Source organism: Lactobacillus kimbladii (genome assembly GCF_000970755.1).
GTDB lineage: Bacteria > Bacillota > Bacilli > Lactobacillales > Lactobacillaceae > Lactobacillus > Lactobacillus kimbladii.
The window spans coordinates 437206-458662 of record NZ_KQ034007.1; the positions used below are offsets into that span (position 1 = coordinate 437206).

General features: G+C 35.7%; 25 protein-coding genes and 1 riboswitch. Of the genes, 21 read left to right on the top strand and 4 right to left on the bottom strand.

Going from position 1 to position 21457, the window contains the following annotated elements; genetic code table 11:
• Positions 1–35 precede the first annotated feature (35 nt).
• Positions 36–125, top strand: a riboswitch (TPP riboswitch).
• Positions 126–167: 42 nt separating this feature from the next.
• Complete coding sequence (locus JF75_RS02640; protein WP_046331713.1) at positions 168–746, top strand: ECF transporter S component; 579 nt, start codon at positions 168–170, stop codon at positions 744–746.
• A gap of 81 nt (positions 747–827) precedes the next feature.
• On the opposite strand, the gene udk is transcribed toward JF75_RS02640, so the two are convergent.
• The gene (udk, locus tag JF75_RS02645) at positions 828–1469 is read right to left on the bottom strand and encodes a uridine kinase (RefSeq protein ID WP_046331714.1); all 642 of its coding nucleotides are present in this window, start codon (positions 1467–1469) and stop codon (positions 828–830) included.
• 287 nt (positions 1470–1756) lie between these two features.
• Between udk and JF75_RS10245 the strand changes: the two genes are divergently transcribed.
• The 13 genes from JF75_RS10245 (at position 1757) to JF75_RS02710 (ending at position 10571) form a co-directional block, all read left to right on the top strand.
• Positions 1757–2476 (top strand): GntR family transcriptional regulator, encoded by a 720-nt coding sequence (locus JF75_RS10245; RefSeq protein ID WP_045927679.1) that lies wholly within the window; start codon positions 1757–1759, stop codon positions 2474–2476.
• Between the two features lie 3 nt (positions 2477–2479).
• Positions 2480–3169, top strand: a complete 690-nt coding sequence (locus JF75_RS02655; protein WP_046331715.1) for a GntR family transcriptional regulator — start codon at positions 2480–2482, stop codon at positions 3167–3169.
• Between the two features lie 14 nt (positions 3170–3183).
• A complete protein-coding gene (locus tag JF75_RS02660; RefSeq protein WP_045927681.1) occupies positions 3184–3654 on the top strand; it encodes a PTS sugar transporter subunit IIB in 471 nt (156 codons plus the stop codon).
• 13 nt (positions 3655–3667) lie between these two features.
• Entirely contained in the window at positions 3668–4498 is an 831-nt protein-coding gene (locus JF75_RS02665) for a PTS mannose/fructose/sorbose/N-acetylgalactosamine transporter subunit IIC (RefSeq protein ID WP_045927682.1), read from the top strand.
• A complete protein-coding gene (locus tag JF75_RS02670; RefSeq protein WP_046331716.1) occupies positions 4479–5303 on the top strand; it encodes a PTS system mannose/fructose/sorbose family transporter subunit IID in 825 nt (274 codons plus the stop codon). Before JF75_RS02665 ends, JF75_RS02670 begins: the two co-directional genes overlap by 20 nt.
• Positions 5304–5318: 15 nt before the next feature.
• The gene (locus JF75_RS02675; protein WP_046331717.1) at positions 5319–6386 is read left to right on the top strand and encodes an SIS domain-containing protein; all 1068 of its coding nucleotides are present in this window, start codon (positions 5319–5321) and stop codon (positions 6384–6386) included.
• A 26-nt stretch (positions 6387–6412) separates the two neighbouring features.
• Entirely contained in the window at positions 6413–7408 is a 996-nt protein-coding gene (locus JF75_RS02680; RefSeq protein ID WP_046331718.1) for an SIS domain-containing protein, read from the top strand.
• A 15-nt stretch (positions 7409–7423) separates the two neighbouring features.
• Entirely contained in the window at positions 7424–7837 is a 414-nt protein-coding gene (locus tag JF75_RS02685) for a PTS sugar transporter subunit IIA (protein ID WP_046331719.1), read from the top strand.
• A gap of 104 nt (positions 7838–7941) precedes the next feature.
• Positions 7942–8133: a hypothetical protein gene (locus tag JF75_RS02690; protein WP_046331720.1), complete on the top strand. Its 192-nt coding sequence runs from the start codon at positions 7942–7944 to the stop codon at positions 8131–8133.
• 81 nt (positions 8134–8214) lie between these two features.
• On the top strand, positions 8215–8442 hold the full coding sequence (locus JF75_RS02695) for a hypothetical protein (RefSeq protein ID WP_046331721.1): 228 nt from the start codon (positions 8215–8217) through the stop codon (positions 8440–8442).
• A 274-nt stretch (positions 8443–8716) separates the two neighbouring features.
• Positions 8717–9052, top strand: a complete 336-nt coding sequence (locus JF75_RS02700) for a PTS sugar transporter subunit IIB (RefSeq protein WP_034977128.1) — start codon at positions 8717–8719, stop codon at positions 9050–9052.
• Positions 9053–9059: 7 nt separating this feature from the next.
• On the top strand, positions 9060–9437 hold the full coding sequence (locus tag JF75_RS02705; RefSeq protein ID WP_046331722.1) for a PTS lactose/cellobiose transporter subunit IIA: 378 nt from the start codon (positions 9060–9062) through the stop codon (positions 9435–9437).
• A 192-nt stretch (positions 9438–9629) separates the two neighbouring features.
• Positions 9630–10571, top strand: coding sequence for an aldo/keto reductase (locus JF75_RS02710; protein WP_046331723.1), 942 nt, complete (start codon positions 9630–9632; stop codon positions 10569–10571).
• A 164-nt stretch (positions 10572–10735) separates the two neighbouring features.
• On the opposite strand, the gene JF75_RS02715 is transcribed toward JF75_RS02710, so the two are convergent.
• Positions 10736–12181, bottom strand: a complete 1446-nt coding sequence (locus JF75_RS02715; protein WP_046331724.1) for a 6-phospho-beta-glucosidase — start codon at positions 12179–12181, stop codon at positions 10736–10738.
• 170 nt (positions 12182–12351) lie between these two features.
• On the opposite strand from JF75_RS02715, the gene JF75_RS02720 reads away from it, so the two are divergent.
• From JF75_RS02720 to JF75_RS02745, 6 genes are all read left to right on the top strand, one after another.
• On the top strand, positions 12352–12834 hold the full coding sequence (locus tag JF75_RS02720; protein ID WP_046331725.1) for a hypothetical protein: 483 nt from the start codon (positions 12352–12354) through the stop codon (positions 12832–12834).
• Positions 12835–12937: 103 nt separating this feature from the next.
• Positions 12938–14296, top strand: a complete 1359-nt coding sequence (celB, locus tag JF75_RS02725; protein WP_046331726.1) for a PTS cellobiose transporter subunit IIC — start codon at positions 12938–12940, stop codon at positions 14294–14296.
• 151 nt (positions 14297–14447) lie between these two features.
• Positions 14448–14918, top strand: a complete 471-nt coding sequence (locus tag JF75_RS02730; protein WP_046331727.1) for a Dps family protein — start codon at positions 14448–14450, stop codon at positions 14916–14918.
• A 115-nt stretch (positions 14919–15033) separates the two neighbouring features.
• Positions 15034–15726, top strand: coding sequence for a ribose-5-phosphate isomerase RpiA (gene rpiA / locus JF75_RS02735; protein ID WP_046331728.1), 693 nt, complete (start codon positions 15034–15036; stop codon positions 15724–15726).
• Between the two features lie 113 nt (positions 15727–15839).
• The gene (locus JF75_RS02740) at positions 15840–16763 is read left to right on the top strand and encodes a nucleoside hydrolase (RefSeq protein ID WP_046331729.1); all 924 of its coding nucleotides are present in this window, start codon (positions 15840–15842) and stop codon (positions 16761–16763) included.
• A gap of 8 nt (positions 16764–16771) precedes the next feature.
• A complete protein-coding gene (locus tag JF75_RS02745) occupies positions 16772–17497 on the top strand; it encodes a GntR family transcriptional regulator (protein WP_046331730.1) in 726 nt (241 codons plus the stop codon).
• 53 nt (positions 17498–17550) lie between these two features.
• Here JF75_RS02745 and JF75_RS02750 read toward each other — a convergent pair whose 3' ends face one another.
• Together JF75_RS02750 and JF75_RS02755 are read right to left on the bottom strand one after the other, a co-directional pair.
• Positions 17551–17922 (bottom strand): bacteriocin immunity protein, encoded by a 372-nt coding sequence (locus JF75_RS02750; protein ID WP_046331731.1) that lies wholly within the window; start codon positions 17920–17922, stop codon positions 17551–17553.
• 4 nt (positions 17923–17926) lie between these two features.
• A complete protein-coding gene (locus JF75_RS02755; RefSeq protein ID WP_046331732.1) occupies positions 17927–18691 on the bottom strand; it encodes a DeoR/GlpR family DNA-binding transcription regulator in 765 nt (254 codons plus the stop codon).
• Between the two features lie 286 nt (positions 18692–18977).
• Between JF75_RS02755 and JF75_RS02760 the strand changes: the two genes are divergently transcribed.
• Positions 18978–21380 carry a phosphoketolase family protein gene (locus tag JF75_RS02760; protein ID WP_046331733.1) on the top strand — a complete coding sequence of 801 codons (2403 nt, stop codon included), beginning with the start codon at positions 18978–18980 and terminating at the stop codon, positions 21378–21380.
• Positions 21381–21457: the final 77 nt, after the last annotated feature.

The window sequence follows — 21457 nt, forward strand, 5'->3', positions numbered from 1 at the left end:
AATAGTTAAAATGTGATATACTAGTAAAAATGAATATCAGTCACTAGGGGTGCCAAATAGCTGAGAAATACCCTCTGAACCTGAACGGGACAATACCTGCGTTAGGGAAGTGTTAAATTTAGTTACTAAAGATGCTCCTAATGACTTATAAAGTTAGGAGTATTTTTATGTTTACAAGGTCTTCAAAATGGAATGTGAAGTCAATTATTTTAATCGCGCTGATTGGTATCATTATGGGCGTAATTTATACCTATGGTTTTAACTGGGCTTTTAATCTGGTTAAGATGCTCTTGGTACCGACAGGTTTTGCACCGGTGACGGATACTGTGTTTTCTGGCTTATGGCTTATGGCTGCACCGCTGGCAATGTACTTTGTTCCCACAGCAGGTTCTGGAACAATCGGTGAATTACTTGCTTCTATCGTTGAAATGGCAATAGGGGGACAGTGGGGAGCTACTACCATTCTTTCAGGAGTCATTCAGGGTGCGACTAATGAAATTGGCTTTTTTCCCAAGAAAGAACGATACCAAAAATTCACTTGGAAAAGCGTATTAACTGGTGCATTCTTTGCTTCATTTGGCTGTTTCATTCCATCATATATTTTATACGGTTGGAGTAAATTCAGTATGCAGGTTCAAATAGTGATGTTCATTACTAACATCATTTCTGCTTTAGTTTTTGATGGCGTTTTAGTGAAATTAATTACCAATTTATTTGACAATGCTTTAAAGCCTAAAGTTGATTAAATACGTAAAAAGGAGTAATGCATTTTGTACTGAGTCCCAAAAGTTCGATAACTTTTGGGGCTCAGGTCGCTTACTCCTTTTTTATTGCTCTTTTTTACTTAAAATAGAATGAACTTTAGTAGTCAACATATCAATAGCCACATCATTTTTGCCACCTTCTGGGACAATGATGTCAGCATAACGCTTAGTAGGTTCAATAAATTGATGATACATTGGCTTAACGGTACTCAGATACTGGTCAATTACAGATTCAATAGAGCGACCCCTTTCATTTAAGTCCCGTTCTAAGCGCCTAATGAAACGAATATCGTCGTCTGTGTCAACATATACTTTGATATCCATTAAATCACGAATCTCTTTGTTAGCTAAAACCAGAATTCCTTCAAGGATAATGATATCGGCTGGTTCCTTGTGAATGGTTTTTAGGCTGCGATTATGTTCTTTAAAGTCATAAACGGGCATCTCAATTGGCTTGTATGCCAGCAAATCACGCAGTTGCTTTTCTAGTAAAGGTACATCAAAGGCATCGGGATGATCATAATTGATCTTCATTCGTTTAGCCATGGGGATACCGGTATTATCTTTATAGTAAGAGTCCTGCGTCATAATCAGAACATGTTCGTTTTCCTGCATTTGTGCAACAATTTTTTGAGCAATTGTGGTTTTCCCACTGCCTGAGCCACCAGTAATACCGATCACGACAGGCCTTTCTAGTCTCGACATTATGCCACTCCTTTTTTAATCCTTAAACATTTTACTTTACTTTGCCCCTAATTACCAACAGTTAAGGCAAATTCCACTATTAAAACGCCCTCAAGCAGATAAAAATGCGGATTAAATAAAAAAACATTGACAATGTAAGTGGAAGCGATTACTATAAGTCTGGTACCAAAAATAATAAAGATATATTTTAAAATATTGATTGCCTTGATTTTAGCCCCTTAAAATGGGAAATCTTTAAAAAAAGAAGCAATAAAATAAAATAATGATACCAGAACGAAGACGATATCATGGAATTTAAAGAAAGAACTGCTGCAGTACAAGTACAAGAATACTTAGAATTTTTAATTCACTTTAAAAAAGTTAGTGAATTACCTTCACAACGGGAAATTTCAGAAAAATTACAAGTTAGTCGTAATGCAGTTAAACATGCTTTAGACAGGCTTAAAAATGAGGGCCAAATACAAGCCAAAGAACGAACGGGAATAATTTCTAACAGGAAAATTGACATTAATATGCTAGGCATGGACTCAATGACAACTGAACTTAAGAATAAAACTGTCAAAATTAAGCACTTGGCAACCACCATTGAAAAAATGCCTGGGAGATTAAAGGATTTTTTTAATGCACCTGAGGGACTGGTTATCAAGATTGCACGAATTAGGTTTGTCAAAGATATTCCTTTAACCTATGAAATAACATATTTTAATCAAACAGATTTTACCAGACTGGCAAATATTGATTTTACTAATAAGTCACTTTATGAGGTACTGGAAAAAGAATATCAGATCAAACCAACCTATGGTAGAGAGAGTATCTGTTGCTTTTTGGCTGATAAAAAAATAGGCAGTCTGTTGCAGGTCAAAAAGGGGACTCCTCTCTATCAAGTGAACAGCTTTAATTATCAAGATGACGATTTTCCAATTGAGAGTACTACCCAATATTTATTAGGAAATAAATTTAAATATCATTTTAATGCCAATAATATTTATGATTATCAAGAGGATTAGTTTTTGCTTTTTAAAGAAATATATGCTGCTTTGGATCAAAGAATCAATAATGGCGGTTATCCGCCCGGTAGCACGCTCCCAAATGAAGCTGAATTGCAAAAAAAATATGATGTTAGTAGAACCACAATTAGAAAAGCTGTTAATAAATTAGTAGCTGAAAATAAAGTTGTGCGTAAAAAAGGAAGTGGTTTATTTGTTGCTCCAATAATTTCTAAGCAAAATATTTTGGAAATGACAGGCATTATTAGGCCGTTATATTTGGAGTCATCGGACAAAATAAAATTTAAGGATACTTATCTAAGGCTAGTTGGTTCATATTATGCTGCAGTTTTTAATGTGAGCTCACAGGAGTTATTATATGATATTTCTTTTACAGCGGAAATTAAGGGTGAAATTACCTGTGAACATTTACTTTTACTTTTAGATAACTTTCCGGGATTTGATTCAAATTGCTTAAAAGTAATGTCAATTATTGAAGCGGTCAATACCGGTACACAGAAGCCAGATGATGTTTACCAAGACTTTCAGTTAATTAAAGCAACAGAAGAAATTAGTAAGCAATTTCATATCCAAGAAAAAGATCCTGTGTTTAAAATTACGAACCTGTTTTCAACTAGACAAGGTAAAATTGTAGCCCTAGAGTACAGACTGCAGGATGCTGTAAAAACAAGGTACTCAATAGATTTTAGTTAATGGAGGAAAGAAAAATGATTAAACTAGTGCGAGTTGACCATCGCTTGGTCCATGGGCAAGTAGCTGTTTCCTGGTTTAATAGTTTAGACGTTAATACGATATTTGTAGTAAATGATGATGTTGCCCATGATGATTTTCGCAAATCGGCCATCAGATTGGCAAAACCGGAAAAGTCTAAACTGGTAATGAAGTCTGTAGCAGACAGTATTAAAGCAATTAATTCTGGGGTAACCGATAAATATAAAATGTTAATCGTAGTGGAATCGGTTGCTGACGCCGTTGAATTAATTAAAGGAACTGGAGATAAAATAACGAGCCTTAATCTTGGTGGCACTAAGCCCAGAGAAGGAACAACAAACTATTCCAAAACTATTAATTTAACTGCGGAGGAGGCTAATGAATTAGCTCAGTTGCAGCAAAAGGGAGTAGATGTCTGGATTCAGCAGGTGCCAAATGATGAGAAACAAGAATTTCATAAAAAATGATTGGAGGTAAATAATGAATGTATATTTAACCGCAATTATTTTGGCTTTAATTGCGATGATGGGTAACGGTGAATACTTTGTTGGTTCATCCATGCTGTCAAGGCCACTTGTAACCTGTACGCTAACTGGCTTAGTCTTGGGTAATCTGCATCAGGGAATTATTATGGGGGCAACTTTGGAGTTAGCCTTTGTTGGTTCATTTTCTATTGGTGCGGCAATTCCCCCCGAAATAATCTCCGGTAGTGTTTTGGGAACTGCTTTCGCCATCGGAGCGGGCAAGAGTACTGCGGTTGCTTTAACCTTGGGGATTCCAATTGCATCTCTGGTTTTGGTAATCAAAAATTTGTGCTTTATTTTCATATTACCGTTCTTCGTTCACCGCGCAGATAAATATGCCGAAGAAGCTGATGGCAGTGGTGTAAGTCGGATGAACGTACTGGGCGGCTTTTTCTCAGTTAACCTGCCAATAGGTTTAGTAGTTGGTATTTCCTATGTCCTAGGCAGCCCGGTAATTAAAGCAATTTTAGCAGTCATTCCCCAATTTATTATTAATGGCTTGGGAATTGCCACAGGGCTTTTACCAGCATATGGTTTTGCTCTGCTGCTTAAGATGATGGTCAACAAGAATAATGTCACTTTCTTTATTATTGGTTTTGCCTTGGCAGTCTATCTCAAAGTATCAGTAACTGGGGTAGCTATTTTCGGCGCATGTTTGGCCCTTATTCTAACTGGCTATTCCGCTTTTAAAGGTCAACCGTTAGTAAATACTGCTGCTAATTCTAATAACACAAGTGAAAAAGATGCAGATGATGGAGGCATAGATTATGAAGATGAAGAATTCTAAGTTACTCACCAGAAAAGATTTAATGAAAACTTTCTGGCGGTCCTTTACGATGGAATGGGCTTGGAATTATGAACGCCAAATGAATCTTGGCTATGCCTACTCTATGGTTCCGGCTTTACGAAAGATCTATGGTAAAAACAAGGAAAAATTAAAGGACGCTTATAAGCGGCACCTTGAGTTTTATAATGTTACGCCATGGCTAAGTACTTTTCCTTTAGGTATTTCAATCGCAATGGAAGAGCAAAACGAACTTGATCCAGATTTTGATGCTGCTTCAATCAATAACATTAAAGTTGCTTTAATGGGACCTTTGAGTGGTATTGGTGATTCATTCTTTTGGGGTACGTTAAGGGTTATTGCTACAGGAATTGGTACTTCTCTTGCAATGCAAGGTAATATTTTAGGACCAATTTTGTTCTTGCTAATCTTTAATATTCCGGCCATTATCACTAGATACTACGGTTTGTTTATTGGCTACAATATAGGTTCCTCCTTTATCGACAAAGTGCAAAAGACAGGTTTAATGGATAAGCTAACTTATGGCGCTTCAGTTTTAGGACTTGCTGTGGTCGGTGCTATGGTTGCGACCATGGTAACGTTAAAAATGCCTTTGAAGATTGGCAGTGGTGCTGAAGCAACCACCGTCCAAAAAATTTGTGATGGCATTGTTCCTGGTATTTTACCACTGTTGTTCACATTCTTTATTTTCTGGCTTGATAAAAAAGGTTGGAAATCACAATATATTTTGTTGCTGATAGCAGCAATCGGAATATTTGGTGCCTGGTCAGGACTGCTGGGTCAGTAATTTAAGGAGACTCTTGTGAAAAGTATTGAAGATTATGTCCACTTAGAACCAAAATACTATGAAGCAGTTTTGCAAAATTATGCCGACTTGTTTGCTAAGCAGATAGCACAATTAAATCATAATATTACTAATGTTGTTATTTATGCAACTGGTTCAAGTTCTAACGCCGCATATGGTGCATTGCCGTTTATGAGTAATATTTTAAAAATGCCGGTAAAAATTGAAGAGCCTTCTATTGCAGAAAATTATTTGCTTCATGTTGAGCCAAATTCTTTATGTATTGCAATATCTCAAGGCGGTCACAGCTATTCTGTAGTAAAAATTATTCAGCGATTACAAGATGCCGGTAATACGGTTTTTGCTTTAACCAGTGAGCTTGATAGTCCAGTTGGAAAAGTTTGTCAGCACGTTTTAAATATGGGAATGCCAATTGAAGAAATGCCTTATGTCAGTGCCGGCTATAGCGTAGAAATTTTAGATTTAATGTTATTAGCTATGTTAATTGCACAAAAAACAGGCAAACTTTCGTCTGTAGAATTTACACAAATTTTAGCTGAAATAAAAAATATAGTTCAGAAGATGCCTGAAGTAATTAAGCGTGCAAGTAGTTGGGTTGAAAATAACATTAGTAAATTTGCTACTGCGAAGAGATTAGTTTTTATCGGTTACGGTGCAGCTTATGGTGTCAGCCGCGAAGGTGAAACCAAGACGACTGAAGCAGTCCGTATTAGTGCTTGGGGAAAAGAACTGGAAGAATACATGCACGGTCCTTATCTGGGGTTGAACCCGGATGACTTTATCATTTGTTTAGACCCTATGGGAAAATTGCACGACAGAATGGAACTTTTAAAGCGGTTCTTAAATAAGCATGTTAAAAATGTCTACACAATATATGCAGGTAAAGATGAAAATGCAACAGCTGACGACCTCAGTTTAGGTATTACAACAAGTGAACTTTTGGCTTCTTTATTTATGACAGTACCGGTTCACTTGCTAGCCTATAAGTTATCACAAGTGAAGAAGATAGATTTGCAACATTCTGCGTACCCGGATTTTGATCAGATAACAGCTTCAAAAATATAGAATAATTTTAAAAAAGAGGAAGAAAAATGCGTAAATTTAACAAGCAAAAATTAATTGATAGTATGACTGGCGCCCTTAAACTACGGAGCCAAATTAACGATGTGATTGATCCACTATTTAAAAAAGGCATAACCAATATTTGCTGGCTGGGAATCGGTGGAACCTATGCTTCGGGAATGCAGGCTAATATCCACATGAAAGAAAAAAGTGCTTTAGAAACTTTTTATCAAAATGCCGCTGAATATAATGTAACTGGTAATAAACGTATTACCGACAAGACCTTGGTGGTAATTTCCTCAGTTACTGGAAATACCAAAGAAATGGTTGATGCAGTTAAAAACTTAAACCAAGTTGGTGCAATCATTTTAGGTTTTATGGACGACCCACACGCTAAATTAGCTTCAATGCTAACGTATTGTATTTCTTATCCTGAAAATGAACAGTTAAAATTCTTTATGGTCGGAGACCGCTTAATGTATTTGAACGGTGAATTTCCAGATTATGATGAGTTTTATCAAGAAATGGATCAACATTTTGCAAAAGACATTGCTGATATTGAAGAAAATGCGGATGATTTTGCCCAAAAATTTGCCGAGAAACACCATGACGATGAAATTCACTATTTTGTCGGTGCCGGCAATCAATGGGGTGCAACTTATTCATATGCAATGTGCTATTGGGAAGAACAACACTGGATTAGAACGCGCGCAGTGGAAGCAGCAGAATTTTTCCATGGGATGTTTGAAATCGTTGATCGTGATACTCCAGTTACTGTCTATGTTGGTGAGGACAGTCAACGGCCATTAAGTGAACGTGTTGCTAAATTTTTACCAGAAATTTGTGGTAACTATACTATTATTGATTCTAAAGACTATGACCTGCCAGGTTTTTCAGAAAAATATCGTGGCACCTTGTCACCGTTTGTCTTCCATGCGATTAATAACAGAATTGACATTCACATTGAACATATTAACCGTCATCCGATGGATATTCGCCGTTACTACCGCTGTTTAGATTATTAATTATAGTGTGATTATATGGTTGGAGTAATTATTTGTACACATGGTAATTCAGCACCTGAATTATTAAAGTCAGCAGAAATGATTTGTGGTAAACAAGAAAATTGCCAAACCGTGAGTTTCAAAGAGGGCGAATCTTTAGAACAATTAAAGTCTGAAATAAGTGAAAAAATCAGCCAACTAAAAGGAACAGTTTTTTGTTTAACAGATCTAAAGGGAGGAACTCCTTTTAACACGCTGGTCAGCTTACTAAAGAGCAATCCGGAAATGGAAATTATCACGGGTGTTAATATTCCCATGTTGCTGGAACTGTTCATCAATCGCAGTCAGTTAGAGAAAGAAGAGCTGCTTTCTAGAATAACGGAAGCTGGTAAAACTGGGATTTATCGTTATCAGGATGTCGAACCATCTGCTGATGACGAAGAATTTTAAATAAGAGAGTATAGCGGTCAATGCTATACTTTTTTTATTTAAAGACTTTATATCGGAAAAGCCAAAAATGAAAGGGCTTTTTGATATCGAAGAAGGCGATTGCAATGAGAAGCTTTTTCCATGGTATGATATTTCAGAAAATAATAGTTGTAGTTCTAATTGTATTGGCTGTATTTGAAATAATTAGCAGTTACAAATATACTAGCAATATTTTACGCCATGGTACAAATAATGGCTTTTCAATTCTAGCAATTGGCTTTTTGAGCAGTTTTAAATTTAGAGTTAAAAAAAGATGATAATTTTTTCACCATCTTAATTGCAAAAGGTGGTAAAATTAATTAATAATATAGTGATCTAATTTAAAAGAGGGTGTTAAAATGACTAACTTTTTAACCAGTGCAGCATTTTTAATGATTATTGCTGTGATTATGATGGCTTTAGGGTCTTATCAAATAGTTAATAGTGTCGTTTATATCCGTGGAATTTTGCATAAGGGTACTAATAACGGCTTTATGCCAATGGCAATGTGGGCTTCTCTAATTATTGGCTTAGCGTTGTTAATTATTGGTATAGCTGGAATTGTTATGGCTTTTAGAGGCTTTTAACTGTTTTTAAAAGCTCATAGGAATTATTACTTTTATAGATTTTCAAAAGATACATTTGAACTATATTATATTAATATTCGTGGTAGTCAAAGTATGATCAAACCACGAATATTTTCTTTTAATCAAAAGCATAAGATCATAAGATATAATTAAAACTTTTTCATATAATATAAAAAAATAATAGATATATTAGTAAGCGCTATTTTAAAAATACTATAAGTGCTATAATAGAAGAGATCAATATTAGGATACATTTTAGGAGGAAAGTATTATTATGGCAGAACAAACTATTATGCTTAACTGCAGTGCCGGAATGAGTACATCTTTATTGGTTACCAAAATGCAGCAAGCTGCGAAGGATCAGGGTATTGATGCACATATTTTTGCGTGCCCAGCTTCAGAAGCTTCACAACACATTGAACAAGATCATCCCGACTGTGTGTTGCTTGGGCCGCAAATTCGTTATATGGAAGACGATTTTAAGAATAAAGTCCAAGGTCAAGGAAAAGAAGGCAAGGACATTCCTCTTGGAGTTATTGATATGCGTGCTTATGGCATGATGGATGGTAAAAAAGTTTTACAACAAGCTGAAGACTTAATTAACGGATAAGGGGATTATGATGTCTGAAAAGGAAACACCTGAACAAAAGGAACAAGAAACTTTAGAAGCAGCCATGGGACTTATTGCCAATGGTGGTAACGCTAAAAGCCTTGCTTTTGAAGCTATTCGTCTCGCAAAAAAGGGTGACATTGCAGGTGCACGTGCCAAATTGAAAGAATCGGATCAATCTTTGAACGAAGCACATAATTCTCAAACAGGGATGTTAACAAAAGAAGCTCAAGGAGATCATACAAAGGTTACCCTTCTGGTAGTCCATTCACAAGATCATTTGATGAATGCAATAACCTTTAGGGATTTGGCCGGAGAAATGGTAGATCTCTATGAAAAACTTTTTAAAGCAGATGCGTTAAAGAAAGAAACTGAAAATAAGTAATTAAAAACTAATGACTGTGGTATCTCAATCAGTTTAATATTGGTGATTTTTTATAAATTCCATAGCTAAAAACATTGAATTGTCATAATTGATTTAGCTTTAATGAAATATGGCCTGCTTTTTTCTTATATGTATAAATTACAAAGCTATTGCCTTGAGCCTCTCAAGTCATTTATTTAGGAGAGAATCAACATGAAACAAATAAAAATTGGTAAAAGTGACGTTTATACTACTCCGTTAGGTTTAGGAACTAACAAAGTTGGTGGACATAACTTATTTCAGAATTTAGATGAACAAGATGGCTATGATCTTTTAAGAGAAGCTTTAAAACAAGGAATTAACTTCCTGGATACAGCTTATGTATATGGTCTGGGAAGATCTGAAGAAATTATTGGTGATGTGCTGCAAGACTATGATCGTTCAAAAGTAATAATTGCTACTAAGGCAGCTCAAGACCAGTCACACGATATGGCTATTAATAATAGTCCTGAGTTTATTAAAAAAGCAGTCGATGAAGCATTATTACGATTGAAAACAGATTATATTGATATTTTTTATATTCATTTTCCGGACAAGGATACGCCTAAAGATGAAGCAATCGAAACTTTAGATGAGATTCGAAAAGCGGGTAAAATAAGAGCAATTGGTGTTTCCAATTTTTCTTTAGCTCAGATTAAAGAAGCAAATAAAAATGGCAAAGTTGATATTGTTGAAGACCAGTTTAGCCTAGTTCACCAAGCTCCAGTTAAAGAAGAATTGAAGTACTTACAGGAAAATAATATTTCCTTTGTACCGTTCTTCCCATTAGCCTCAGGACTTTTGACCGGTAAATATTATTTAAAAGACTGGGAAAAGTTTAAGAATAGTGATGGTGGAAAATTACTGGGAGATTTCAGTGAAAAGCAGTATGATGATGCAATGAAAGGTATTGATGGCATCAGAAAAATTGCTGCTGATCATCAAGCGACAGTTACACAAACCGTATTAGCATGGTATATGGCGAATCCTGCAATTAGCGTTGTTATTCCTGGTGCGCGTAATGCTGATCAAGTTAAAAGTAACGCGGCCGCTATGAAAGTTGATTTAACTTCAGACGAATATCAAAAAATAGATCAATTATTTAGTAACTTTTAAAAAATAGTAACGAAGTTAATTTAACAGTATAGTTATGCTTTTATTACTATCTGTTACTTTTAAGGGCTTTTTAGGGTCTATGATAAAAATTTGGATACTTAAAAAATAAGCGATTCCTGCTAATTGGCGGAATCGCTTATTTTATGATTTTTTTAAATATTATTTTAATCTAAATCAAGACCATTTGAACTAATAACTTTTTTATACCAATCAAATGAATCTTTGCGTGATCTTTTCAAAGTACCTTTACCAGCATCATTTTTATCAACATAGATAAAGCCATACCTTTTATCCATTTGCCCCGTTCCAGCAGATACCAGGTCAATTGGACCCCAGGGTAGGTAGCCCATTAGGTCAACACCGTCAATTTCAACTGCTTTTTCCATTTCAGAAATGTGCTTTTTTAAGTAATCTACTCTGTAATCATCGTGAATAGAGCCATCTTTTTCAACTTTGTCGTAAGCACCCAGACCATTTTCAACGATGAATAAAGGTTTATGATAACGATCAGTTAAGTGGTTTAAAGCAATTCTTAAGCCAGCTGGATCAATTTCCCAGCCCCAATCACTTTTTTCCAAAGTTGGATTAGTAGCTTTTGCCTTAGATAAATCACTTAATTCATCACCTTTTACATTTTGGGCTGAGACAGTTGTTGTTTGATAGTAACTAAAGCCGACATAATCTACTGTACCTTCCTTGAGTACAATTCTGTCTTCATCAGTAATATCAGGACGATAACCGTTTCGTTCAATATATGCTTCAACTTCTTTGGGATATTCACCCAAAACATGAACATCAGAGAACCAGTCACGCCTTTGTTCAAACTTATCTGCTAAGAGCATATCAGCAGATGAAGCGGTCAAAGGTCTTACTGGAGAATAGTTTATCATACAACCAATTTGAAAATCTGGATTAATCTTATGTCCAACTTTAACAGCCAAAGCTGAAGCAACTAATTCATAATGAGCTGCTTGATACATTGCAGCTTCTTTTTCTTTATCAGTCATGTTCTTAAGAATAATTCCAGAATTTGTAGCCATTAAAAAGTCATCATTATATGCAGATTGATTATCAATTTCATTAAAAGTCATCCAATATTTTACTTTACTTTGATAACGTTTAAAACAAACTGTGGCAAAGCGAACAAAGAAATCAATTACTCTACGGTTAGTGAAACCGTGGTATTTCTTAACTAAATTAAATGGTATCTCAAAGTGAGATAAAGTAATTACCGGCTCAATGCCGTAGTGATGGCAAGTATCGAACAGGTCATCATAAAATTTTAGACCTGCTTCGTTGGGCTGCTCGTCGTCGCCATTGGGAAAAATTCTAGTCCAGGCAATGGAAGTTCTGAAGGCTTTAAAACCCATTTCTGCCATTAATTTAATATCTTCTTGATAGTGATGATAAAAGTCTATGGCGCTGTGATTAGGATAATTTTTGCCGGCAATGACACCATCTGTAATTTCACGTGGTTTAGTAGCAGAGCCAACTGTCATCACATCAGCAACCGACATTCCTTTGCCATCTTCGTTCCAAGCACCTTCTAACTGATGAGCAGCAACGGCTCCTCCCCATAAAAATCCATCTGGCATTTTGGCTGAAAACATTTTTATCTCCTTTTTTCTCTGATGATAGCATTAACAATTATATTTTATACTTATTGTTACTTTACCGGCAAGCTTCTCTAAAAAGCTATTATTATTTTTAATAAATAATATCTACTATATAATTGTTTGTATTATATAGTAAATATTTAAGATATAGGGGTTTGAGATATATGGCGCGAAAATTTTCTAATCAGGATGAAATTGAACATAAAAAACGTGAAGACAATATTAGGTATCTGTATTTTAGCCGTTATTTAATGGTGCGCTACACTGTAATATTTTTTCTTTTTTCCAATCTGCTATGGTTATTGATTTTGCTTGAATATCAGAAAATGCCAGGCATAATATTGTCAGGACTGATGACCTTCTTGTCTGGAATTGCCGCAATAGAACAACTAACTAAGATGCATAACCACAAGAGTGACGTCCCAGTTACCAGGATTTATTTATGGATCCAAATTATTATTAATATTTTGGTAATTATATGTACATTTATACCATTAAAAATGAACTTTTTGCCATTTATTACAAACAGTAGCTTGAAATATTTAATACTAACTTTTTTACTTTTAGGAATAATAGTTGGACTTAGTAGCGAAAGGAGAATCCATAATATAAGAAGAGGCAAAGATAGATATTTAAAAGTAATTTAAATCTGCTAAAAATAATTAGAGTATTGATTTCTTATTTACATAAATATAAAATGTTAATTAATAGTTATTTATTAAAGTAATTAGTATGAAAGGAGTTATTTTAATGGCAGATACTGCTAAAAAGTCATTAAAGGATCAAATTGCAGAGATTGCTGGCAAGTTTGCTGGTACTCGATTTGTCAGGGCTATAATGGATGCAGGATTTAGTGTAATTTCGTTTTCTATTGTGGGTGCATTTTTCTTAATTATCACTGTGTTGCCGCAGGTTATTAAAATACCGGCCTTTATCAGCTTTTACGCTAATACTTTAGGCCGGTTTAATGATTTATTTCAGTCCGTGTACAATGCTACGATGGGCATTATAGCATTAGTATTTTCTGGCACCTTTGCATATTCATATACTAAGATTTATCAAGATGAAGAGCATATTAATGTCGTGCCTTTAAACGGATTAATGATGTTTTTAATGGGCTTTTTTATCACGGTGGCAGAATTAGTTTGGAAAAACGGGAAAATGGTTTTTTTACAAACTTCTACCCAAAATAAAATGGTAGCTGGTGGATATGAAGCTTCTACTTCTGGTATTTACCGTATTGGAGCAGTTGGTATTTTTATTGGCCTAGTTATTGCTTGGTTAACCGTTCAAATTTATCGTTATACTATCAAACATAATTGGCAAATAAAAATGCCTTCATCTGTGCCATCTGGCGTTGCTAATTCCTTTAGTGCTTTGATTCCTGCTTTTTGTGTCGCTCTGGTTGTAGCAGTTATTAATGGTGCTTTGGTTTTAGCGGGAACCGACATGTTCAATTTGTTATATGTTCCTTTCTCGTTTATTAGTAAAATTGCTGATACTTGGTGGGGCTTTTTGGTAATAATGTTTTTGCTGCACCTTCTTTGGTGGTTTGGCATTCACGGAGCAACAATCTTGAGTTCATTTTATTATCCAATCGTTTTAGCTAATATGGCTGCTAACGTGAATGGTGCTCATCGGTTCTTTGCCGGTGATCCAACTGATGCGTTCATAAATGTTGGTGGTTCTGGTGCAATGCTTGGTGTAGCTATTTGGCTGGTTTTACGTGCTCGCTCTGCTCAGCTCAAGGAGTTGGGGAAAGTTGAAATCGTACCAGCCTTTTTTAATATCAACGAGCCCTTAATATTTGGTTTGCCTATTGTTTATAACATTGATCTTTTTATTCCTTTTGTTTGTGCACCGCTTGCAGCTGGTATTGTCGCATATGTAGGAATAGAATCTCGTTTGGTCCCTGTGATCAGATTTCAGCAACCTTGGCCCACACCGGTTGGATTGAGTGGTTTTATTGCCACTGTAAGCTGGCAGGGAGCAGTACTTTCAATAACTTGTGCAATAGTTGCTTTTCTAGTTTGGTATCCGTTTATTAAGCACTATGACAACAAACTTTTAAAACAAGAAAAGAAGCATCAAAAATCAGAAACTGCATAAAAGATAATTGCTTTAACAAAATCTGTCTGGTAAAGGCAGATTTTTTATTATAGTAGGACTAAAAAATGCTAAACAATATTTTAGTATTAATAGCGCTTACTCGCTATAATAAAAGTGTAACAATATTATTTAATTTTGGAGGCACTTTTACATGAAATATCCAAAGACTAAAGAAGTTTTAAATCAATTGGTCGCTGATTTGACCCAATTACATATGGTAGTTCACCAACATCACTGGTACATGCGCGGTAATCGCTTTTTGAAATTACACCCATACTTAGACAAGGTAATGGATGAACTAGCTGACCAACTGGATGAAGTGTCTGAACGTTTAATTACCCTTGATGGTTCTCCAGTTTCAACTTTAAGTGAAATAGCAGATAAAACAAAAATTCCTGATGAAAAGGGCAATTGGGATGAAACAATTGATGAGCGCTATGCCAAAATTATTGCTGATTATCACTACCTTGATCAGCTTTATGAAGAAGGCATTAAAGTCAGTGATGAAGAGGGAGACTACTCAACCAATGATTTGTTAACTGGTTTTCATAGTGATGTAGAAAAGAGAATTTGGATGATGTCAGGCGAAATTAACAAAGCTCCTGAAATTGATCCGGAATAACAAAGTCAAGTTTAAAAGCAGTTTATGACTGCTTTTTTTGTGTCTTCCTTTTCTAATATTTTTGCTATAATAATTTTAGTTACAAATCAATTACGTATTTTAGAAAGCATGAATCATGGATAAAGAAGAACAGGATAAGTTAAAAAAGCAGGCTGCAATTAAAGCTGCTGAATTAGTAAAACCTGGAATGAAACTAGGAGTAGGTACTGGTTCAACAGTAGCATTTTTAATTGCTGAATTAGGTAGAAGAAAAAAAGAAGAAGGACTTAATTTAGCAGCCGTGGTAACGACCTCAAGCAGAAGCAAGAAGCAAATGGAAAGCTACGGGTTTCATGTTGATGAATTGAAAGCAGTAGACCAACTGGATTTGACTATCGATGGTGCAGACAGATTAGCAGCTAATTTTGATGGTATTAAAGGTGGCGGTGGAGCTTTGACCATGGAAAAAAACGTTGCAGTTAATTCTCGCAAAATAATTTGGATTGTAGACGAATCTAAAGTGGTTGACCGACTGAGTGGCTTCGCTTTGCCTGTTGAAGTTTTACCTATTTCGTGTGAACAAAATTTTAAACTTTTTCAAGCTGAAGGGTTGCAGCCACAGTGGCGTTTGGCAGGTAATGAACGCTTTGTAACTCATTATGGCAATTATATTATCGATTTGAATATTGATCCTATTCCTGTTCCTAGTGGTTTGGCCGATTATTTGGATCATACCGTAGGGGTGGTCGAACATGGGCTTTTTCTGGGAATGTGCGATGAAGCCATTATCGCTCATTCAAATGGTGAGATAGAAGATCGTAAAAAGTAAATTTATGAGTTGACCTCAGTTTGTCTATGCGGTTAACTCTTTTTATTTTTACAGCAAGAAAAGGCTAAATTTGGTATTATTGTTTTATAACCATTTTTAAAAAGAGGATACTTATGTTGAAAAAACCATTGATAATTAGTACTGATCCCGGAATTGATGATGTTGTAGCAATTACCACTGCCTTATTTGCTCCTGAATTTAATGTTAAATTGATAGCAGCAACTTGGGGCAATGTACCATTGAAAAATACTTTGGATAATACTTTAAAATTGGAAACATTTTTAAAAACCACTGTCCCCGTTGTAAGTGGTGCTGTCAGACCTTTACTGCGAGATCAAATCGATGCCTCAGATGTTCACGGAAAGAGTGGACTGGCTGGATTTGACTTTCCTTCGCCCAATCACAACTTATTAAAAACAGGTATTGCTGCAGAGGCAATTCATGAAGTTGTTGCTGGCAGTGCTGAAAAAGTATCGTTAATGCAAATTGGACCAGCAACAGATTTTGCACTTTACTTTAGACAATTTCCAGAAGATTTGCCTAAAATTGAGCAACTGGTAATTATGGGTGGTGCAATCGGTCGTGGCAATTGGGGACCTTATGCAGAATATAATGTTGCGGGCGATCCTGAAGCAGCACAGATTGTTTTTTCAAGTGGCATAAAGATTTTATTAGCACCACTTGAATTAGGACATCAAGCATATGTGACTCCAGATGTTTTGGATCAAATTAAGCAATCGGGCAGAACGGGAGATATGCTCTATCATATTATGAGCAATTTACATGATCATACTGAAAGCAATGGTCGTGAAGTTTACGATGCACTGGCGGCTGGTATGTTGGTAAAGCCTGAAATGTTTGCTTTTAAGCCAGCTTATGTCATAGTAGATACCAAAAGTCCAAGTGCCTATGGTGCTTCTTTGATTGATTTTAATAACTTTTTTAATAAACAGGCAAATGTTCAAGTTGGTGTAAAAGTTGACCGAGATCAATTTTCAGAGTGGTTAGTTTCTTCCATCAGGAATATAAATAGTTGAGGTAGATAATGGCAGATTTCGTTTATCGTACTGTGATGCGTGATATCAAACAAAATATTCTAGATAACAAATATGAGGGAATGCGCCTTCCAGACGAGCGTAGTCTAGCTGAACACTATCAAGTAAGTCGTTCCTCAATGAAAAGGGCGATGGAGCTGCTTTCTCAACAAGGTATTGTCTTTAAAAAAAGAGGCAGCGGAACATTTATTAACCCTTTGTATTTAAAAAATCAGTCCTTGTTTCGTTATGAGGGGTCTAACTTAGGTTTAACTGATAGTTTGAAAGTTCCTGGCAAAAAGCAAGGAATCAAATTGCTGTCTTTTAGCGTAATCAAGACTCCTAAAGGAATTGCACAAGACTTGTTTCTGAAAGAAAATGACTTTGTGTACCAATTTAAAAGACTTCGTTTTTTAGATAAGCAACCATTTTTAATTGAAACTGGGTATGTACCAATTAAAATTGTTCCTGAGTTAAAACCTGAACACTTGAAAAAATCCCTTTTTAATTACCTCGAAGATTCGCAAAATAAAGTGGTTACTAAAGCCTTTCTGAATATTACTGTTGAGCCATCAAATGCTGAAGATCAAACACGGCTCAATTTGAAAGAGAGCGAACCAGTCGGAGTAATGGAAGGTATTTTCTTTTTAGATGATGGTACGCCATTTGAAGTATCAACTATGCGTATTCATTACCAATATATGAGATTCAATACTTTTGTAAATTTGAATAAATGAAAAAGCAGGCTTTGGCCTGCTTTTTTTGGATACATTCTATTTAAAAAAGAAAATCAAATATTCTTGAATTGTTGCATATCCATAATCCGTCCAGTATAAACAAAGTTTAAGTTGATTTTTCTGGTTTTATTACATAAGTCACGCAAAAGTTTTTGCTGCAGGGTCGTTAAATGCAAATGCTGCAGTGCGACACATGCCTCAATATACAATACTAATTTGCCAGTATATTCTAATGGGTGATCTTTACTGTCAAACTTGCGCATTACCATACCAACGGCATCACGAATTTGCTTATATTTTTTGATATTCAATTCATTGTATATATTACTAAAAAAACTATTATAAAATTGATCTAAGTCTTGATAAACTTCTTCGATTAGCTGTTGCCGTTTTGTTGAAAACAAGCTACCAAAAAAGCTGCGCATAACCTCACTTCCTCAATACCGAAATGATTTGTGTCTTTGGCGAAAAATTCTTTTGGAAATTTTCAGGTAAAGGCAAATCTGTGATTAAAACGTCAATCTTGTTAAGCGGAATTGACATATAAGGAGATGTATTTTGACTATCAAATTTGTATTTTTCTGCAACAACTATCACTTGTTTTGCTCTTGAACTTGCAATCTTGATTAATTCTGAATCACTCATTTTTGTTGAATAGATACCGTCGCTTTTAACATTTGAAGTACCAACGAAAGCAGTGTTAAAACTTATTTTTTGCAAAAGCTCAAGTGAGGTAATAGAGTAATTAAATCTATGTTCCTTATCAATTTTGCCTCCGAGAAGTCTCACATTAGGTAGTTTTGACTGCATCAGAGCTAACGAATTATCAATTGAGTTAGTAACAATTTGCAAATCAGTGCCACAAATTAAGTCACACAATTTCTTTAAAGTAGTTGATGGACCGATAAAGTCACACTGGTTAGGATGGATAAATCTCTGAGCCATTCTTGCCATTTTAGTTTTTACTGGTGAATCTATTTGACTTCTCATGAGAAAGTTAGGTACATCACTGCGGTCTATCGCAACTAATCCACCATGAACTCTGATAGCTTGACCAGTTTCAGTTAAACGCACTACGTCACGACGAGCTGTATCAAAAGAAATGTTGAAATAATTTGCTAACTTGCGAGTACTCAAATGATTTTCTTGATTAAGCATTTGCTTAATTTGTTGCAGACGTTCTTCTTGTGTCATATTACCTCTCCTGTGCCTAATTTAGCACTAGAACAAACATTGTTTAATCACTTTTTCAGTATTTAATTTAAAAAATAAGTATTTATCAGTATTTGAACATAAATATACAGATCTGTAAACAGAAAATGCCATAATAACAGTATTACTTATCTACTTGGCAATAACTAAACACTTATTTTTTAAAATTGGGACGAACCAATTTTTAAAATGGTTGAACTTTGCTGGAAACTTGCTATAATATGTTTATAAAATGAATTTTAGCAAATATTAAAAAGGGAGAATAAAAATGGCAGTTGATTACGACTCAAAAGAATTTCTCAAAAGCGTTGATGCTCACTGGCGTGCAGCAAATTATCTATCTGTAGGTCAACTTTTCTTGATGAGCAATCCGTTATTAAAGCATGAATTGCAGGCAAGTGAAGTTAAGCCTAAGCCGATTGGTCACTGGGGCACTATTTCACCGCAAAACTTTATTTATGCTCATTTAAACAGAGTTATCAAAAAATATGGTTTGAACATGTTCTATATTGAAGGTTCAGGTCATGGTGGTCAGGTTATGGTATCTAATTCATACCTTGATGGTTCTTACAGCGAGCTTTATCCTGAAATTCAACAAGACGAAAAAGGAATGGCTAAACTCTTTAAGCGTTTCAGTTTCCCAGGTGGCTCTGCTTCACACGCTGCTCCTGAGACTCCCGGCTCAATGCATGAAGGTGGAGAATTAGGTTACTCACTTTCTCATGGTACAGGTGCAATTTTAGACAATCCTGACGTAATTGCAGCAGTTGAAATTGGCGATGGTGAGGCAGAAACAGGACCACTTGCAGCCAGCTGGTTTAGTGATAAATTTATTAACCCAATCAAGGACGGTGCAGTTTTACCAATCTTGCAAATTAATGGTTTCAAGATTTCAAATCCAACTATCGTTTCCAGAATGTCGGATGAGGAATTGACCAAGTATTTTGAAGGCATGGGTTGGCATCCTTATATTATTTCTGCTTACAATGGCGGTGAATTTGATGGCTATAAAGACCACATGCAGGTTCATGAAGAAATGGCTAAATTGATGGATACCGTGATTGAAGAGATTAAGGCTATTCAAAAGAATGCTCGTGAAAATAATGATGAAACCTTGCCCCACTGGCCAATGATTATTTTCCGGGTGCCAAAAGGCTGGACTGGTCCAAAGAAGGATCTTGATGGTAACCCAATTGAAAATTCATTTAGAGCTCACCAGATTCCAATTCCTGTTGCTCAAGATGATATGGAACATAAAGATATGCTGGTGGACTGGCTTAAGAGTTATAAACCGGAAGAGTTATTCGATGAAAATGGCGTTCCAACTGAAATCGTGACAGCTGATAATGTTACTGGTGATAGCAGGATGGCTATGAATCCAATCACTAATGCGGGTGGAGAAAAAGCTAAGCGTCTTAGTTTGCCGGATTACCGTAAATATGCCTTAAAATTTGATCAACCAGGTTCTATTGAAGCTGAAGACATGACGGAATGGGCTAAATATTTAAACGAAATTGCAGAACTTAATCCCAATACCTTCCGTGGCTTTGGCCCTGATGAAACTAAGTCAAACCGTTTATTTAAATTTATTGATGAGCAAAAACGGCAATGGGAAAGCTCCGTTCATACACCTAATGATGAAAACCTGGCACCAAGTGGTCGTTTGATTGATTCACAATTGTCTGAGCACCAAGACGAAGGCTGGCTTGAGGGCTATGTTTTGTCTGGTCGTCACGGTTTCTTTGCTACATATGAATCATTTGGTCGTGTTGTAGATTCAATGCTGACTCAACATATGAAATGGTTAAGAAAGGCTAAGGAACAATATTGGCGTAAGGACTATCCGTCATTAAACTTTGTTGCGACTTCAACTGTCTTTCAACAAGACCATAATGGTTATACTCACCAAGACCCTGGTGTCTTGACTCACATGTATGAAAAGAATCGTCCAGATTTAGTTCATGAGTATTTACCAGCTGATACCAATTCACTGTTGGCAGTTTCACAAAAAGCTTTCACCGATCGTGAGTGCATCAACATTTTGGTTACTTCCAAGCAGGAAAGACCACAATGGTTCTCAATTGATGAAGCAACTCGTATTGCCAACCACGGCTTATCGTACATTGATTGGGCATCAACTGACCAAAATGCTAAGCCTGATGTTGTATTTGCCTCAACTGAAACGGAACCGACAATGGAATCCCTTGCGGCAATTGATATTTTGCATAAGAACTTTCCTGATCTTAAGATTCGTTATATTAACGTAATTGACGTTATGAAATTGATGAATACTAAGGATAATCCAGAAGCAATTTCTGATGCAGAATTTGAGCAATTATTCCCAAGTGATGTGCCAGTGATTTTTGCATGGCATGGCTATAAGGCAATGATGCAATCAATTTGGTTTGGTCGTAAGCGTAGCAATGTTCATATTCACTGCTATGAGGAAGAAGGAGACATCACAACGCCATTTGACATGCGTGTAGTTAATAAACTTGATCGTTTCCATTTGGCAAAAGATGCCATTTTAAGTGTTCCTCGTTACGCTGAAAAGAGTGCAGGCTTTGTGGCGGAAATGGATAGATTACTTGCAAAACACCACCAATACATTCGTGACAATGGTAAAGATATGCCTGAAGTTACTGAATGGAAGTGGACCGGTCTTAAGTAAATATTAGTATTTATTAAAAACATGACCTCTCGAAATATGAATGAAGTTAACCCCCGGAATTGGACAAAGATTCCAAT

Bases quoted from the DNA above. Each gene is read 5' to 3' on its own strand.
- JF75_RS02660 (WP_045927681.1), top strand. From the start codon at position 3,184: ATGATTAAACTAGTGCGAGTTGACCATCGCTTGGTCCATGGGCAAGTA.
- JF75_RS02750 (WP_046331731.1), bottom strand. From the start codon at position 17,922: ATGCGCAGCTTTTTTGGTAGCTTGTTTTCAACAAAACGGCAACAGCTA.
- JF75_RS02730 (WP_046331727.1), top strand. From the start codon at position 14,448: ATGAAATATCCAAAGACTAAAGAAGTTTTAAATCAATTGGTCGCTGAT.
- JF75_RS02760 (WP_046331733.1), top strand. From the start codon at position 18,978: ATGGCAGTTGATTACGACTCAAAAGAATTTCTCAAAAGCGTTGATGCT.
- JF75_RS02685 (WP_046331719.1), top strand. From the start codon at position 7,424: ATGGTTGGAGTAATTATTTGTACACATGGTAATTCAGCACCTGAATTA.
- celB (WP_046331726.1), top strand. From the start codon at position 12,938: ATGGCAGATACTGCTAAAAAGTCATTAAAGGATCAAATTGCAGAGATT.
- JF75_RS02720 (WP_046331725.1), top strand. From the start codon at position 12,352: ATGGCGCGAAAATTTTCTAATCAGGATGAAATTGAACATAAAAAACGT.
- JF75_RS02745 (WP_046331730.1), top strand. From the start codon at position 16,772: ATGGCAGATTTCGTTTATCGTACTGTGATGCGTGATATCAAACAAAAT.
- JF75_RS02690 (WP_046331720.1), top strand. From the start codon at position 7,942: ATGAGAAGCTTTTTCCATGGTATGATATTTCAGAAAATAATAGTTGTA.
- JF75_RS02670 (WP_046331716.1), top strand. From the start codon at position 4,479: ATGAAGATGAAGAATTCTAAGTTACTCACCAGAAAAGATTTAATGAAA.
- JF75_RS02665 (WP_045927682.1), top strand. From the start codon at position 3,668: ATGAATGTATATTTAACCGCAATTATTTTGGCTTTAATTGCGATGATG.
- JF75_RS02715 (WP_046331724.1), bottom strand. From the start codon at position 12,181: ATGTTTTCAGCCAAAATGCCAGATGGATTTTTATGGGGAGGAGCCGTT.
- JF75_RS02755 (WP_046331732.1), bottom strand. From the start codon at position 18,691: ATGACACAAGAAGAACGTCTGCAACAAATTAAGCAAATGCTTAATCAA.
- udk (WP_046331714.1), bottom strand. From the start codon at position 1,469: ATGTCGAGACTAGAAAGGCCTGTCGTGATCGGTATTACTGGTGGCTCA.
- JF75_RS02680 (WP_046331718.1), top strand. From the start codon at position 6,413: ATGCGTAAATTTAACAAGCAAAAATTAATTGATAGTATGACTGGCGCC.
- JF75_RS02700 (WP_034977128.1), top strand. From the start codon at position 8,717: ATGGCAGAACAAACTATTATGCTTAACTGCAGTGCCGGAATGAGTACA.
- JF75_RS02740 (WP_046331729.1), top strand. From the start codon at position 15,840: ATGTTGAAAAAACCATTGATAATTAGTACTGATCCCGGAATTGATGAT.
- JF75_RS02640 (WP_046331713.1), top strand. From the start codon at position 168: ATGTTTACAAGGTCTTCAAAATGGAATGTGAAGTCAATTATTTTAATC.
- JF75_RS02710 (WP_046331723.1), top strand. From the start codon at position 9,630: ATGAAACAAATAAAAATTGGTAAAAGTGACGTTTATACTACTCCGTTA.
- JF75_RS10245 (WP_045927679.1), top strand. From the start codon at position 1,757: ATGGAATTTAAAGAAAGAACTGCTGCAGTACAAGTACAAGAATACTTA.
- rpiA (WP_046331728.1), top strand. From the start codon at position 15,034: ATGGATAAAGAAGAACAGGATAAGTTAAAAAAGCAGGCTGCAATTAAA.
- JF75_RS02705 (WP_046331722.1), top strand. From the start codon at position 9,060: ATGATGTCTGAAAAGGAAACACCTGAACAAAAGGAACAAGAAACTTTA.
- JF75_RS02695 (WP_046331721.1), top strand. From the start codon at position 8,215: ATGACTAACTTTTTAACCAGTGCAGCATTTTTAATGATTATTGCTGTG.